General features: G+C 52.3%; 9 protein-coding genes. 3 read left to right on the forward strand and 6 right to left on the reverse strand.

Annotated features, from left to right (window positions below; genetic code table 11):
- Positions 1-130: 130 nt before the first annotated feature.
- From FDX24_RS17995 to phoB, 5 genes are all read right to left on the reverse strand, one after another.
- Positions 131-1,432, reverse strand: a complete 1,302-nt coding sequence (locus FDX24_RS17995) for a hypothetical protein (protein ID WP_137364701.1) — start codon at positions 1,430-1,432, stop codon at positions 131-133.
- A 296-nt stretch (positions 1,433-1,728) separates the two neighbouring features.
- Positions 1,729-3,102: a proline-specific permease ProY gene (gene proY, locus FDX24_RS18000; protein ID WP_048212450.1), complete on the reverse strand. Its 1,374-nt coding sequence runs from the start codon at positions 3,100-3,102 to the stop codon at positions 1,729-1,731.
- Between the two features lie 81 nt (positions 3,103-3,183).
- Positions 3,184-4,503: a branched-chain amino acid transporter carrier protein BrnQ gene (gene brnQ / locus FDX24_RS18005; protein ID WP_040232748.1), complete on the reverse strand. Its 1,320-nt coding sequence runs from the start codon at positions 4,501-4,503 to the stop codon at positions 3,184-3,186.
- A gap of 407 nt (positions 4,504-4,910) precedes the next feature.
- The gene (gene phoR, locus FDX24_RS18010; protein WP_061067408.1) at positions 4,911-6,206 is read right to left on the reverse strand and encodes a phosphate regulon sensor histidine kinase PhoR; all 1,296 of its coding nucleotides are present in this window, start codon (positions 6,204-6,206) and stop codon (positions 4,911-4,913) included.
- Positions 6,207-6,256: 50 nt separating this feature from the next.
- Entirely contained in the window at positions 6,257-6,946 is a 690-nt protein-coding gene (phoB, locus tag FDX24_RS18015) for a phosphate response regulator transcription factor PhoB (RefSeq protein ID WP_003021496.1), read from the reverse strand.
- A gap of 190 nt (positions 6,947-7,136) precedes the next feature.
- Between phoB and sbcD the strand changes: the two genes are divergently transcribed.
- The 3 genes from sbcD (at position 7,137) to araJ (ending at position 12,846) form a co-directional block, all read left to right on the forward strand.
- Positions 7,137-8,339 (forward strand): exonuclease subunit SbcD, encoded by a 1,203-nt coding sequence (gene sbcD / locus FDX24_RS18020; protein ID WP_137364702.1) that lies wholly within the window; start codon positions 7,137-7,139, stop codon positions 8,337-8,339.
- The gene (gene sbcC, locus FDX24_RS18025; RefSeq protein ID WP_137364703.1) at positions 8,336-11,479 is read left to right on the forward strand and encodes an exonuclease subunit SbcC; all 3,144 of its coding nucleotides are present in this window, start codon (positions 8,336-8,338) and stop codon (positions 11,477-11,479) included. The genes sbcD and sbcC overlap by 4 nt, the downstream gene beginning before the upstream one ends.
- A gap of 194 nt (positions 11,480-11,673) precedes the next feature.
- On the forward strand, positions 11,674-12,846 hold the full coding sequence (araJ, locus tag FDX24_RS18030; protein ID WP_137364749.1) for an MFS transporter AraJ: 1,173 nt from the start codon (positions 11,674-11,676) through the stop codon (positions 12,844-12,846).
- 4 nt (positions 12,847-12,850) lie between these two features.
- On the opposite strand, the gene mak is transcribed toward araJ, so the two are convergent.
- Positions 12,851-13,759, reverse strand: coding sequence for a fructokinase (gene mak, locus FDX24_RS18035; protein WP_137364704.1), 909 nt, complete (start codon positions 13,757-13,759; stop codon positions 12,851-12,853).
- Positions 13,760-13,805 lie beyond the last annotated feature (46 nt).

Raw genomic sequence — 13,805 nt, forward strand, 5'->3', positions numbered from 1 at the left:
GATGATAATGACGACACCTTGCCATAGCGAAGTACAGGATCACTCATCATCTTAACGTTTATTGGGGGAGGAGTGCGGGGGAGGAGAAAATTACCGGGTAACGTCAGACTACCCGGTAAACAATGAATACTTATTGGCCATCAGGCAAATTGAAAGTAGGCTTTTCCAAATTTAGATGGGAGAGCGCTTCAGGCATACCACTGAACATAACTTGCGCTACATTATTAAAGTTATAGGTATTTTTATCGGCATTGGCAAAATGCTGTTGCATTGAACCGAGCAATGACACCATTTCGTTGAAAGCATCCCTGGCTGTCTCCTTGTCTTGACCACTTTTCATTTCAGTGTATGCCTGATTGATGGCATATTTGAATATATTAAAGAAAGCAACTACATCGTCACCACCATTAAACAGCTCTCCATTACCTTCAGCCATTTTATTTATGGTTTCTTGAAAATATGTTTTAGTGTTATTGGCTTCGAGATGCGCCCCCCTAAAAACCCCAAATGCTTCAAGACGTGTTGAGCCATTACTTTGAGATACATCGAGAGCAAGAATATTCCTAACACCTTTATTAATTAAGTCCCTATTTTCATAAGCTAAAGCTTTTCTCTGTTCCAGATTTAGCAAGGCATCCTTGCTGTGGTGAATACTAAAAAATTGCAGGATTTTATTCTTAAGTGATTTTTTTTCTGGAACACTATTTTTCTTTACAACGTCGTTTTTTACCTTAGCGACATTCTCCGCTTGAATAGTTGCATTTTTCGCTACATGGTTCTTTGGATTACTCATTACCTTTGTTTCTGGCTGTAGAAGAACTTCACGTTTTAACTCCGACCTCCGCAAGTCTTCTGCTCCAGGGGGTGCAGGCCGTGGGGTATTCTGCACCGACGCCTGCTTATGCACATCTGTACGGAGCGGCACCTGCGGAGGGGTCTGCACCGACACCTGCTTGTGCACATCTGTACGGAGCGGCACCTGCGGGCGGGTCTGCACCGACGCCTGCTTATGCACATCTGTACGGAGCGGCACCTGCGGAGGGGTCTGCACCGACACCTGCTTGTGCACATCTGTACGGAGCGGCACCTGCGGGCGGGTCTGCACCGACGCCTGCTTATGCACATCTGTACGGGGCGGCACTTGCGGGCGAGTCTGCACCGACGCCTGCGCGCGTACCGCTCCTGGTGAAGGTTTCGGCACACAAATCGCTATACTGGCCTTCTTTATAGCGGCCTGTGGTAATGGCCGTGGTCCTTGTGATATTAAACCACTAATATTTGTGGGTGTTTGTCCACTATTTGCCACTCCAACTAATTTGTTAGTTTTAGAGTTAAAGACAGAAACCTCACATATACTATTACCCCTAACTCCAGGGTTATTATGAGTTCTACTCTTTGTAGAGCAGTCTGCTGGAATATCATTTATACCCATAAAGATCCTCATTTAATCTCATTAATAATAAATAATAGTTATACTTTACAAGAAGGCATATAAAAACCATAAATCAGCAGAAAAATAACATAAAAACCCTCATCAAACTTTCAAAAAACGCTCATAATAGTTTGATGGCAAACAAAGAAAATGATTATTATCTTTCATTATTAAACACTAAACATTTACCATGTTTATACAAATAAAAAACGAAGTTGATTATTCAACTTCGTTTTTTAAATAAAGAGCAATTGCCAAATTCAACTACGAACCAACATTACCACCCAGTAAAAAAATTACTGCACTTCAGCCAGTTGGCGCTCGCGACGGCGTTTGAATACCCAGCCTGCAAGCAGCAGGAGAATCCACGCAAAACCGACGTACAGCGAAATGCGGGTATCCGGATGATAGCCAATCAGAGCGATGATAAAGACCAGGAAAATCAGGCCAACAACGGTCGTCGTTACCCCACCCGGTACTTTAAACTTCAGCGCTTTGACCTCTTCCGGCGGCAGACGACGACGGAAGGCGATCTGCGACAGCAGGATCATAATCCACACCCAAACCGTGGCGAACGTTGCTAGCGAAGCGATCACCAGGAAGACGTTTTCCGGCATAATGTAGTTAAGATACACCGCAAACAACAGCGCGATGGTCATCACCATCACTGTTACCCACGGCACGCCACGACGCGACGTTTTGGCGAACATTTTCGGAGCACTGCCCTGCTCTGCCATACCGTGCAGCATACGCCCCACACCGAAGACGTCAGAGTTGATGGCCGACAGCGACGCAGTCAGGACGACAAAGTTGAGGATCCCGGCTGCAAAGGTAATGCCCATATGCTGGAATGTCATAACGAACGGGCTACCGTCGGTACCGACCTGGTTCCACGGGTAGATAGACATAATGACGAACAACGTCCCCACATAAAACACCAGGATACGCATTGGTACGGAATTGATAGCGCGCGGAATAGATTTTTCCGGGTCTTTGGCTTCGCCTGCGGTAATCCCGATAATCTCAATCCCGCCGTAAGCGAACATCACCATTTGCAGCGACATCACCATGCCGAGCCAGCCGTTGCTGAAGAAGCCGCCGTTGCTCCACAGATTATGGATGCCGGTCGGTTGCCCGCCGTTGCCAATCCCCCAAATGATGATACCGAAACCGGCAACAATCATGATGATGATGGTGGCAACTTTGAAGAATGAGAACCAGAACTCCAGCTCACCAAACACCTTCACGCTCATCAAGTTGATGGCGCAGATAATCAGCACTACGCTGAGTACCCAAATCCAGTGCGGTACGGCCGGGAACCAGACGCCCATGTAAATACCAAAGGCAGTCACGTCGGCAATGGCGACAATCAGGATTTCAAAACAGTAGGTCCAGCCGGTAATGTAACCAGCCAACGGTCCGAGGTTTTCCTGCGCATAGCGCGAGAAAGAGCTGGCAGCCGGGTTATGAACAGACATTTCGCCCAGCGCACGCATAATAATATACGCCGCCACGCCGCCGATAATATAGGCCAGCAACACGCTCGGCCCCGCCATTTTGATGGCATCGGCTGAACCATAGAACAGCCCGGTACCAATTGCTGAACCTAATGCCATAAAGCGAATGTGCCGGGTGCTCAGCCCACGCTTTAGCTTGTTATTACTTTCCATCGATTCCTAACCTGTTAACACAATAAAAAAACCACGGGGCCATATTAATAGCCCCGTGGTTAAAACTTATTGTCAGTGATATTAGTGTGCGCTGGAGGTCACTTGTCGACCCGCTGCGCGATCCCAGATAACGGCCAGGACCACCATCACGACTGTTGGCATCAACCACGCCAGCCCCTGCTCCGCCAGCGGTAAACGCTGGGTCCAGGCTGGTAAGACATCGCCAATTGCAGAAGCTTTAATGCCATCAAGGATACCAAAAATCAGGCTGATAAACATCGCAGGTGCAATGACGCGGGAAGAATTATGCCACCATGAGCGGGTAAAGCTTAATACAACCAGTGCGATACATGGCGGATAGATAGCCGTCAGCACCGGAATAGAGATCTGAATCAGATGGCTCAGGCCCAGGTTAGAAACCACCATCGAGAAGCCGCCAAGGATAAACACTAGCGTACGATAAGACAGCGGAACATACTGCGCGAAGAATTCAGCGCACGCACAGGTCAGGCCAACCGCAGTCACCAGGCAAGCGATGAAAATCAACGCCGCCAGCAGGAAGCTGCCTGCACCACCGAAGGTGTGCTGAACATACGCATGCAGAATTGCCGCACCGTTAGCAGATTGATCGACCAACGTCGCACTGTCTGAACCCAGACGGAACAACGCGAGGTACAGCAGCGTTAAACCCACGCCCGCCATCAGGCCAGCCCAGACGGTGTAACGGGTCAACAAACGCGCTTCGGTAACGCCACGCGAGCGGGCGGCGTTAACAATAACAATACCAAATACCATCGCGCCCAGCGTATCCATCGTCAGATAGCCGTTCACAAAGCCATTCGAGAATGCCGCGTTTTGATAGGCTTCCATCGCATTGCTGATCGGGCCCGCTGGCCAGACAATCGCCGCCACGGAAAGCACAACCAGTGCCAGAATTTTCAATGGAGCAAGGAAGTTGCCCACGGTATCCAGCAGTTTGCCGGGATACAGTGACACCAGAATCACAATCGCGAAGTACACCACGCTGTAGATGAACAGCGGCAGCGCAGAATCACCGGTCAGCGGTGCAATCCCAACTTCGAACGAAACCGTTGCGGTACGCGGCGTGGCGAATAATGGCCCCACGGCCAGATAGCAGACGGTAGCCAGCAGCAGACCGGCAACTTTACCGATAGGCGTGCTCAGGCTGTCCACACCGCCGCCCACTTTCGCCAATGCGACCACGGTAAGTACCGGAAGGCCTACGGCGGTAATCAGGAAGCCAAAGGCCGCGGTCCAGACGTGCTCGCCTGCCTGCAAACCAACCATTGGGGGGAAAATAATGTTACCTGCACCAACGAACAGTGCAAATGTCATAAATCCCAGTGCGATAATATCGCGCGATTTTAACTGATGGGTCATAAAGTCTTACTGCCTGTGGATGTGGTGTTGAAAACGTTTAATTTTCTGCCTTTCCCTGCGGGATGATACAGCGGCATTTTTAAGCAATTCCAGCGGGAAATTCTCCCGGCCTGGCGCGGCGAAGAATAGTTTTTCGATTTACCGCGTAAATGCAGTCGGTATGACAGCATTTGATGCGCAATTTAAACGCTTATAACGTTTTAAAGCAAGGTGGGATCTAAAAACCAGAACAATATAGTGATATGAAAAATTGAACCAGCACAAAACACCATTCCCTGGAAAAAGACATGGGTAATCATGCGAACAAAAAACAATCAACCGTCGTAAAATTCAGGAGCTATTTATTGACTACAACAAAAAAAGCCAGCTCGCGCTGGCTTTTGGAAAGATAAACTTACGAATACGTTTTAACCGCTATTTTTGGCAATTAAACGTTCCGGGATCACGAAACTAAATCGCGTTCCCTGGCCTGGTTCGCTGTCGATATTCAAACGGCTGTCGTGATGATGCAGGGCATGCTTAACGATGGCCAGCCCGAGTCCGCTACCGCCCGTTTGCCGCGATCGCGCTTTATCTACGCGATAAAAACGCTCGGTCAGGCGTGGAATATGCTCGGCGGCAATACCTGGACCGTTGTCTTCCACACAAAATTCCGCCCCCGAGGCCACATGCTGCCAGCGTACGGTAATGTGCGTTCCCGCAGGGGTGTGGTTCACCGCGTTATAGACGAGATTCGAGATAGCGCTACGCAACTGCTCCTCGTTACCCCGCACGTTCAGGCTGTTATCAACATCAAAAGTAAACGTATGTTTATGCTGGCTCAGCGTTTGCGCTTCGTGCTCAACCACGCGCAGCATCATGGGCACATCGACCTTCTCATTCAGTTGCAGCGTCGGCGCAGCCTCAATTTTTGACAGCGTTAGCAGTTGCTTCACTAACCCTTCCATACGGTACGTTTGTTCACGCATGGTATGCAGCGCTTTTTCGCGCGTTGTCCCTTCCAACGGATGCTCCTGCATCATTTCCAGATAGCCTTGCAGCACCGTCAGCGGCGTGCGCAGCTCATGACTGGCGTTGGCGAAAAAGTTACGTCGGGAACCTTCCAGTTGATGCATCTGCGTAACATCACGCGCCACCATCAGCAGTTGCTTATCGGTGTAGGGCATCACGCGAATTTCCAGATGCCGTCCGGTGTTGAGTACCAGATTAATTGGCCGACTAAAGTCGCGTGTTTTCAGATACAGCGTAAATTCCGGGTAGCGCAGCAGATTAAGGATATTTTGCCCGCTATCGTCCGGCCAGCGTAACCCTAAAACCTGCTGTGCCAGTCCGTTACACCAGAAAATCCCGCCTTCTTCGGTGGTTAGCACCACTGCGTCGGGCAGTGATTCGGCGCCGCTGCGAAAGCGTTTAATGAGGTTACCCAATTCGCGACGGCGCTTTTTGTTACGCAATTGCATTTGATGCAGGCCGTACAGCAGCGGCTCCCAACTGCCGCGCCCCGGCGGGGGCGTCATACTTCTGTCGACCCATAGCCACCAGGACAAACGTAATAGATTCCAGAAATGCCAGATAAGCAGGCCCGTTACCGACGCCAGTAAAAACCAGGGTAGATAACCAAAAAAAGCGCTAAGGATAAAAGCCGGTATGCAGCAGAGGATCAGCTCCAGCACCAGCCTTTTCCATGACAATCGTTCAAGCAAACGTCTTACTCCATTTACAGCCTAATCCCTCAGGCCCTTATTACTTGCAGTCAGAAGCGGGTCGAAAAGCGATATCCCGTCCCGCGTACCGTCTGCACCATACGATCGTGTCCGCTATGCTCCAGCGCTTTACGCAACCGGCGAATATGCACATCGACCGTCCGGTCCTCTACATATACGTTGGTCCCCCACACATGATTGAGTAATTGCTCGCGGCTGTAGACACGCTCAGGATGGGTCATAAAGAAATGGAGCAATTTGAATTCGGTGGGTCCCATATCCAGTGGATCCTCGCCGGTCATCACACGGTGCGAGGTAGGGTCAAGACTCAGCCCTTGCATCTCGATAACTTCTTCCACCGCCATGGGGGAAATACGTCGTAAAACGGCTTTAATACGCGCCACCAGCTCCTTCGGAGAGAACGGCTTAGTAATATAGTCATCCGCGCCGGTTTCCAGACCCCGCACACGGTCTTCTTCTTCACCGCGCGCCGTCAGCATCATCACGGGGATATCCCGCGTCATCGCTTCCCGTTTGAGGTGTTTAATAAACTGTAGACCCGAGCCGCCGGGAAGCATCCAGTCAAGCAGGACGAGATCCGGCCAGGGTTCATTAAGTTGGTTCACAGCACTGTCATAGTCTTCGGCTTCTACGGGTTGAAAACCGTTTTGCTCGAGCACGAAGCAGACCATTTCACGAATTGGAGCTTCATCTTCTACGACCAGAATACGTCTCGCCATGATTTGCCCTGTTTATAATTAAATCGTTTGCCATCAATACCGTGGCATTATGCGTCACTTTTATGACAGATTTATGAAAAGATAGTCCAGGTTTAACGCAGCCAGGCGAATTATGACAGCCCGGAAACAAGATATTACCGTCCTTGCAAGGTTATAATCTCCGCCATCGTTTTTTTGTCATGGAACTCTTATGCGCATCCTTCACACGTCTGACTGGCATCTGGGCCAAAATTTCTACAGCAAGAGCCGCGCCGCTGAACACCAGGCCTTTCTCGACTGGCTGCTGGAAACGGCACAATCCCATCAGGTGGATGCCATTATTGTGGCAGGTGATATTTTTGATACCGGTTCACCGCCAAGCTACGCCCGCGAGTTGTATAACCGTTTTGTCGTTAATCTGCAGCAAACCGGCTGTCATCTGGTCGTGCTGGCAGGAAACCATGACTCCGTTGCCACACTCAATGAATCCCGCGATATTCTGGCGTTCCTCAACACCACGGTCGTTGCCAGCGCCGGCCATGCGCCGCAGGTACTGCCGCAACGCGACGGCACGCCGGGGGCTATCCTGTGTCCGGTTCCTTTCTTACGTCCGCGCGACATCATTACCAGCCAGGCTGGGTTGACCGGGCAAGAAAAACAGCAGCATCTGCTGGGGGCGATCACCGACTATTACCAACAGCAATATCAGGACGCCTGCGCGCTGCGTGCCGACCAGAATCTGCCAATTATTGCGACAGGGCATCTGACCACCGTCGGCGCCAGTAAAAGTGACGCCGTACGCGATATTTATATTGGGACGCTGGATGCTTTTCCGGCACAAAATTTCCCACCGGCGGATTACATCGCGCTGGGACATATTCACCGGGCACAGGTCATCGGCGGTACGGAACATATTCGCTATTGCGGCTCCCCGATTGCACTGAGTTTTGACGAGTGCGGCAAAAGCAAATGCGTCCACCTGGTGAGCTTTGAAAACGGTAAGCTGAGCGCCGTTGAAAACCTCATCGTACCAGTAACCCAACAACTTGCCGTATTGAAAGGCGATTTAGCGACAATTAGCGCACAGCTGGAACAATGGCGTGGCACGCAACAGGAACCGCCGGTGTGGTTAGATATAGAAATCGCGACCGATGACTATCTGCATGATATGCAGCGCAAAATCCAGACTCTGACCGAAGACTTACCGGTAGAAGTCTTATTGGTGCGTCGTAGTCGTGAACAACGCGAGCGCATCATGGCCAATGAACGACGTGAAACGTTGAGTGAATTAAGCGTGACGGAGGTGTTTGACCGCCGTCTGGCACTGGAAGAACTCGACGATCCACAGCGTGAGCGCCTGAATCAGCTGTTTAGCACAACCTTACACACGCTCGCCGGGGAGACCGAAGCATGAAAATTCTCAGCCTGCGTCTGAAAAACCTCAACTCTCTGAAAGGGGAATGGAAAGTTGATTTCACGGCAGAGCCTTTTGCCAGCAACGGGCTGTTCGCCATCACCGGTCCAACCGGTGCCGGGAAGACCACCCTGCTGGACGCCATTTGCCTCGCGCTGTACCACGAAACACCACGACTCAATACCGTATCGCAGTCGCAAAACGACCTGATGACTCGCGATACGGCGGAATGTCTGGCCGAAGTTGAATTCGAAGTCAGAGGCGAAGCCTATCGCGCATTCTGGAGCCAGAACCGCGCGCGCAATCAACCAGAAGGTAACCTGCAGGTTCCGCGTGTCGAACTGGCTCGTTGCGCCGATGGCAAAATTCTCGCCGATAAAGTTAAAGACAAGCTGGAAATGACCGCCGAGCTTACCGGGCTGGATTACGGCCGTTTTACCCGCTCGATGCTGCTGTCTCAGGGCCAGTTTGCCGCATTTCTCAATGCCAAACCGAAAGAGCGCGCCGAACTGCTGGAAGAGCTGACCGGCACAGAGATTTACGGCCAAATCTCCGCCATGGTGTTTGAAAAGCACAAAACAGCGCGTACGGAGCTGGAAAAACTGCAGGCCCAGGCCAGCGGCGTGGCGCTGTTAGCACCAGAGCAGGTACAGTCTCTGACAGAAAGTTTGCAGGTACTTACTGACGAAGAAAAACAGCATCTTACCCGTCAGCAAATCCAGCAACAGCATCTTAATTGGCTCATCCGACAAAATGAGCTACAGGCAGAAGTAAGCCGCCACCAGCAAGCATTACAGACCGCAAAAGAGGCGCAAGATAAAGCACAACCGCAGCTGGCGACACTCAGCCTGGCACATCCCGCCAGAGCATTGCGTCCGTACTGGGAGCGAATTCAGGAACAATCCGCCACGCTCCGCCGAACACGACAGAATATTCAGGAAGTGAATACTCGCTTACAAAGCAGCTTAGCGCTGCGCGGGCGCATCCGTCAGCAGGCACAAAAACAGTCGGCGACCCTGCTCACCGAACAGCAGGCTCTAACCGACTGGCTGAACGAACATGACCGTTTCCGCTTATGGAGCAGCGAACTGGCAGGATGGAAAGCGCTATTGGCACAGCAATCTGACGCTAACGAGCAGCTACGTCAGTGGCAAAAACTACGCGACAGCGACGTGCGCAAGCTGGATGCACTGCCGCTTCCCTCGTTGGCCCTTAGCGCGCAAGAGGTCACGGTAGCGCTGGCGCAGCACTCACAGTTGCGTCCATTACGCCAGCAACTGAGCAATCTGCATGGACAAATTGCGCCGAAACAAAAACAACTGGTACAGCTACGCACCACAATTCAGCAGCGCCAGCAGGAGCAAGCACAACGCAACGCGGCCCTGGCAGAAAAACGTCAGCGCTATAAAGATAAAAATCAGCATCTGACCGATGTGAAAACGCTCTGCGAACAGGAAGCACGGATTAAAGATCTGGAAAGCCAGCGTGCTTTACTGCAGTCCGGACAGCCTTGTCCGCTTTGTGGCTCCACGACACATCCGGCCATTGAGCACTATCAGACCCTCGAACTCAGCGTCAATCAGGCGCGGCGTGAGGCATTAGAAAAAGAGGTCAAAACGCTGGCCGATGAGGGGTCAACGCTACGCGGGCAGCTCGACGCGATAACCCAACAGCTACAGCGCGATGAACGCGAGGTACAGACGCTTTCTCAGGAGGAGCAAGCACTTACTAAAGAGTGGCAGACGCTGACTACCAGTCTGAACATAACGTTGCAACCGCAGGATGATATCGCCCCCTGGCTTGCAGCCCAGGAAGAACACGAACAACAGCTTCACCAGTTGAGCCTGCGTCATGCCCTGCAGGCACAAATTACTGCACATTCCGAACAGATAACCCAGCTTCAACTGCATATTGAACAGCGGCAGACTACGCTTCTCGCTGAATTAGCCCGCTACGGTCTGTCGCTTCCTGCCGATGACGATATCACCGCCTGGCTTAACGCACGTGTGGGCGAAGCGCAGATGTGGCAGCGTCGCCAAAATGAACTGACCGAGCTCCAGGCGAAAATGGCACAGCTTGCGCCATTGCTGGAAACGCTGCCTGAAACCGAGGCGCTTTCTGAAAACATTGAGGATTTGTCGCTGGAAAACTGGCGGCAGGTGCACGACGATTGCCTCTCTTTACAGGGACAGTGGCAAACCTTGCAACAGCAGGAGGCGCAGGACGTTCAGCGCGCCGCGGAAATCCAGGCGCAGTTTGATGCCGCATTGCAGGCCAGCATCTTTGCCGATCGCGACGCCTTTATTGCCGCCCTGCTGGACGAAGAGACCTTTAATCGCCTGGAGCAGTTGAAGCAATCACTGGAAGGCCAGCGACAGCAGGCGCAAACGCTGGTTAATCAGGCCCAGCAGGCACTGGCAACGCATCAGCAGCAACCGCCTGCCGGCGCGGATCTCACACTCACCGTGGACTATCTTCGCGATGCACTGGCGCAGCTCACGCAACAACTGCGGGATAACACCACACGCCAGGGCGAAATTCGCCAGCAGCTCAGGCAGGATGCCGAAAACCGCCAGCAGCAGCAGACCCTGATGCAAGAGATTGAAAAGGCCTCACTGCTGGTCGAAGACTGGGGTTACCTGAATGCGCTGATCGGCTCGAAAGAAGGTGATAAATTCCGCAAATTTGCCCAGGGACTGACGCTGGATAACCTGGTCTGGTTGGCCAACAACCAGTTAACCCGTCTGCATGGTCGCTATCTGTTGCAACGCAAGGCCAGTGAGGCGCTGGAACTTGAAGTGGTGGATACCTGGCAAGCCGATGCCGTGCGTGATACCCGCACGCTCTCCGGCGGCGAGAGCTTCCTCGTGAGCCTGGCGCTGGCGCTGGCGCTGTCCGACCTGGTCAGTCACAAAACACGTATTGACTCCCTGTTCCTCGACGAAGGTTTCGGCACGCTGGACAGTGAAACGCTGGATACCGCCCTCGACGCGCTGGATGCCCTGAACGCCACTGGCAAGACCATTGGCGTGATCAGCCACGTTGAAGCGATGAAAGAACGTATTCCCGTGCAAATCAAGGTTAAAAAAATCAATGGATTAGGTTACAGCAAACTCGACAAGATGTTTGCGGTAGAGTAATCACCCTGTGGGTGTGGTTTCACAGGCCGGATAAGCGTAAGCACCATCCGGCATAATACATAGCACGATCGTGAATACACAAAGACGGATATGAAATGGCAATCTCTTTTTCTTATCCGCAAGCTATCCCTTTATTGGCGGCGAGCATTCAGCGCTGTGGCGCACATCCTGCGTCTTTATTGTTGGCAGGTAGTATGAAAAAAGTCATTTTCTCTTTAGCCCTCGGGACGTTTGGGCTGGGCATGGCCGAGTTTGGCATTATGGGCGTATTAACCGAACTGGCGCGTAACGTGGGCATTTCCATCCCCGATGCTGGCCATATGATTTCGTTTTACGCCTTTGGCGTTGTCATCGGCGCACCCATTATTGCCGTGTTTTCCAATCGTTTTTCGCTTAAGCATATTCTGCTGTTTCTGGTCACACTCTGTGTCGTCGGTAATGCCATCTTCACCCTCTCTTCCAGCTATTTTATGCTGGCGGTAGGCCGACTGGTCTCCGGGTTTCCACACGGAGCATTTTTTGGCGTCGGCGCGATTATCCTGTCAAAGCTGGCGCGCCCTGGTAAAGTTACCGCCGCCGTGGCGGGTATGATTTCCGGCATGACCGTCGCCAATCTGATTGGCATTCCCATTGGCACCTGGCTGAGTCAGACGTTTAGCTGGCGCTACACGTTTCTGCTGATTGCCGTGTTTAACATCGCCGTTATTCTGTCGGTTATGTTTTGGGTACCCAACCTCCGCGACGAAGCAAAAGGCAGGCTACGCGAGCAATTTCACTTTCTGAAAAGTCCCGCACCGTGGCTCATTTTCTCCGCCACCATGTTTGGGAACGCCGGTGTTTTTGCCTGGTTCAGCTACGTAAAACCCTACATGATGTACATCTCTGGTTTCTCCGAAACGCTGATGACTTTCATCATGATGCTGGTTGGGCTGGGGATGGTGTTGGGCAACCTGCTGAGCGGTCGACTGTCTGGTCGCTACACGCCGCTACGCATTGCGGTAGTAACTGATTTTGTGATTGTACTGGCCCTGCTGCTGCTGTTTGCATTCGGCGGCATCAAAACCGCCTCGCTGACGTTCGCCTTTATTTGCTGCGCGGGTCTGTTTGCGCTATCAGCACCGCTACAAATTTTACTGCTACAAAACGCGAAGGGCGGTGAACTGCTGGGGGCGGCCGGTGGGCAAATGGCCTTTAATCTGGGTAGCGCAATTGGCGCTTACTTCGGCGGCTTAATGTTGACGTTGGGTTTTGCCTACAACTACGTCACGATCCCTGCGGCTCTACTGTCTTTTACCGCGATGTCATCACTGCTGATCTATGGTCGCCTGAAGCGCGGCGTGCAACAACAGGTTGCACCCGCGACATAAACGTTTATGCCTGCGGCCACAGCCAGGCCGCGCCGCGCACGCCACTGGAGTCACCGTGTAACGCCTTGCGCAGAGGCGTTTCACACTCACCGCCAAAAACAAACTGCTTCATCAACGTCGGGACGTGTTGATACAGCCTGTCGACATTGCTCATTCCCCCGCCCAGTACAATGACATCCGGATCGAGAATATTTACCACATGCGCTAATGATTTCGCCAGGCGTAATTCATATCGGCTCAGCGCCTGTTCCGCCAGCGCATCCTGTTCGTTTACCAGACGGATAATTTCACTGCCTTTTAGCGGATTTCCGCTCAGGCGATGATAATCAGTGGCAAAACCGGTCCCGGAAATGAAGGTTTCAATGCAGCCTTGTTTACCGCAATAACAGGGTACTTCCTGCCGATAGCGCAGCTCATCTTCGTCCATCCACGGCAGCGGATTATGCCCCCACTCGCCCGCCGTGCCATTCCCACCGGTATGCACCCGGCCATTTAGCGCCACGCCGGAACCACAGCCGGTACCAATTATCACCGCAAACACGGTTTGCGCCCCCGCCGCCGCGCCATCCACCGCTTCAGACACCGCCAGGCAGTTGGCATCGTTTGCCAGGCGGACTTCGCGGTTCAGTCGGGTACTCAGGTCTTTGTCAAAGGGTTGTCCATTGAGCCAGGTCGAGTTGGCATTTTTCACCACCCCAGTGTAGGGCGATATTGAACCGGGAATGCCCATCCCCACGGTTCCCATCTGTCCGGTGGTTTTTTCCGCCATCTCCACCAGCGCGGCGATGGTTTCTATCGTTTGCCGATAATCATCACGCGGCGTAGGCAGGCGATGGCGAAAAAGCTGTTCGCCTGCATCGCCAAGCGCGATAACTTCCGTTTTTGTACCGCCTAAATCGATACCTATACGCACTGTTTGCTCCTCTTCCCGATTAACAATGCAAGCATAGCGACAATTC

Source organism: Citrobacter sp. wls716, from assembly GCF_005280975.1.
Taxonomy (GTDB): Bacteria; Pseudomonadota; Gammaproteobacteria; order Enterobacterales; family Enterobacteriaceae; genus Citrobacter; species Citrobacter youngae.

Excerpts from the sequence above, each read along its gene's own strand:
- FDX24_RS17995 (WP_137364701.1), bottom strand. The coding sequence starts at position 1,432 with ATGGGTATAAATGATATTCCAGCAGACTGCTCTACAAAGAGTAGAACT.
- proY (WP_048212450.1), bottom strand. The coding sequence starts at position 3,102 with ATGGAAAGTAATAACAAGCTAAAGCGTGGGCTGAGCACCCGGCACATT.
- brnQ (WP_040232748.1), bottom strand. The coding sequence starts at position 4,503 with ATGACCCATCAGTTAAAATCGCGCGATATTATCGCACTGGGATTTATG.
- phoB (WP_003021496.1), bottom strand. The coding sequence starts at position 6,946 with ATGGCGAGACGTATTCTGGTCGTAGAAGATGAAGCTCCAATTCGTGAA.
- sbcD (WP_137364702.1), top strand. The coding sequence starts at position 7,137 with ATGCGCATCCTTCACACGTCTGACTGGCATCTGGGCCAAAATTTCTAC.
- sbcC (WP_137364703.1), top strand. The coding sequence starts at position 8,336 with ATGAAAATTCTCAGCCTGCGTCTGAAAAACCTCAACTCTCTGAAAGGG.
- araJ (WP_137364749.1), top strand. The coding sequence starts at position 11,674 with ATGAAAAAAGTCATTTTCTCTTTAGCCCTCGGGACGTTTGGGCTGGGC.